Annotated in this window: 1 protein-coding gene and 1 pseudogene; both read right to left on the reverse strand. The window is 62.4% G+C overall.

All coding sequences use genetic code 11. The features are described 5' to 3' along the window. The coding region (locus tag EN925_RS36105) for a cell wall hydrolase (protein ID WP_164894668.1) at positions 1-960 on the reverse strand (960 nt) is incomplete at its 3' end. A 144-nt stretch (positions 961-1,104) separates the two neighbouring features. Then, positions 1,105-1,335 (reverse strand): annotated as a pseudogene (locus tag EN925_RS36110) (MFS transporter); the annotation flags it as partial.

A 1,335-nucleotide genomic window follows, 5' to 3' on the forward strand; every position in this document is an offset into this window, starting at 1 on the left:
GAAGGAGAACTGGCAACGGTTGAACCAGCTGTCGTTCTGGTAGACGACGCCGCAGATCGAATTCGGATAGGTCGGATTGCGGACGCGGTTGAGGATGACCTGGGCGACAGCGGCCTGGCCGCGCACGGATTCGCTCCTCGCCTCGAAATAGATTCCGTTGGCAAGGCATGCCTGCTCCTTCTTGGAGAAGACACTCGCCGGCAGCGGGTTCTGGATCCACGAATGATCGCCCTTGGCCATCGGCGGAATGAAGCGGCCCTCATTGGGCTGCTCGTCCTGAAGCAGGGCCTCGAAGGGCGATGCCTTGGCATAGTCCGGCTCGGATTGCGCATAGGCGGTGGCCAGCACATCCGGATGGTCGTTGTTGACCAGCGCCGCCAGCATGGCCGGCATGCCGGGATCCGGCTTCTTGTCCTCGCGCACATGGAATGCGGCGGCGATCTGGATTTCCTTGCCTTTGATCTGCGGCTTGGCGAAAGCCATTTTCAGGCCGCTGTCCATGCTGGGTCGCAGCAAGGAGGACGTGCGCTCGAAGATCGAGCCGGCGTTGAAGTTCTTTGGCGGTGCGACGGGAGACATCTGGACGATGCGCCCTTTCTTCTCGGCGCGCACCACGCGGTCCTCATCGGGTGTGGCGCTGACCTTGCCGCCCTTGCCGCGAAACGACACCTTGCCGACACCGGCCAGATGGACGCCCGATCCGGAAATGGAGCCGGTGACATCGGAATCGACAAAGGGCATCTCAGCCGCATGGGTCGAGCCGGCAACGGATTTCTCGACATAGGAATTCCAGCGCGTGCTCGATGCTTCGAGGCCGGAAACGAGGCTCGTCATGTCCTGATAGGCGGCGACGGTCGGAAAGCCGATCCAGATGCCGAAACCGATGACGAGCGGACCCAAAAAGCCACGTTTTCTCTCACCGGCGGCGGCAACCAGCCGCTTCAACACACGTCGATGCACGGAACTCTCTCCAGGAACGCTACAGACCCCACTGGAGAGCAAAATGATGCATTAACCTTGATGGGACGTTAACGGATTCGATCGGGTTTTCCCGGTCGGCCCGAGGTCGTGGTTGCGAAGTCGGGCGATTTTGCGGCCGACCATTCAGGCCGGACGCAGGAAGATCGGCCGGGCGATCAGCGCGCAGATGGCGGCCGCCAGCCAGACGCCGGACCAGGACCAGAGGTGCAAGAGCCCCGGAATGGCCACCGGCACCAGGAAGAAGCCGACGAAAACAAAGGTGTTGGCAAGGCTGAGCGCGGTTCCGACATGGCCGGCGCCGGCAAGGGTGGCAAGCTCGGTGTAGGCGACGCCGTGCCAGGCGGAGACAGAGAT

The organism is Mesorhizobium sp. M7A.F.Ca.US.006.04.2.1, from assembly GCF_004022915.1.
Classification (GTDB): Bacteria; Pseudomonadota; Alphaproteobacteria; order Rhizobiales; family Rhizobiaceae; genus Mesorhizobium; species Mesorhizobium ciceri.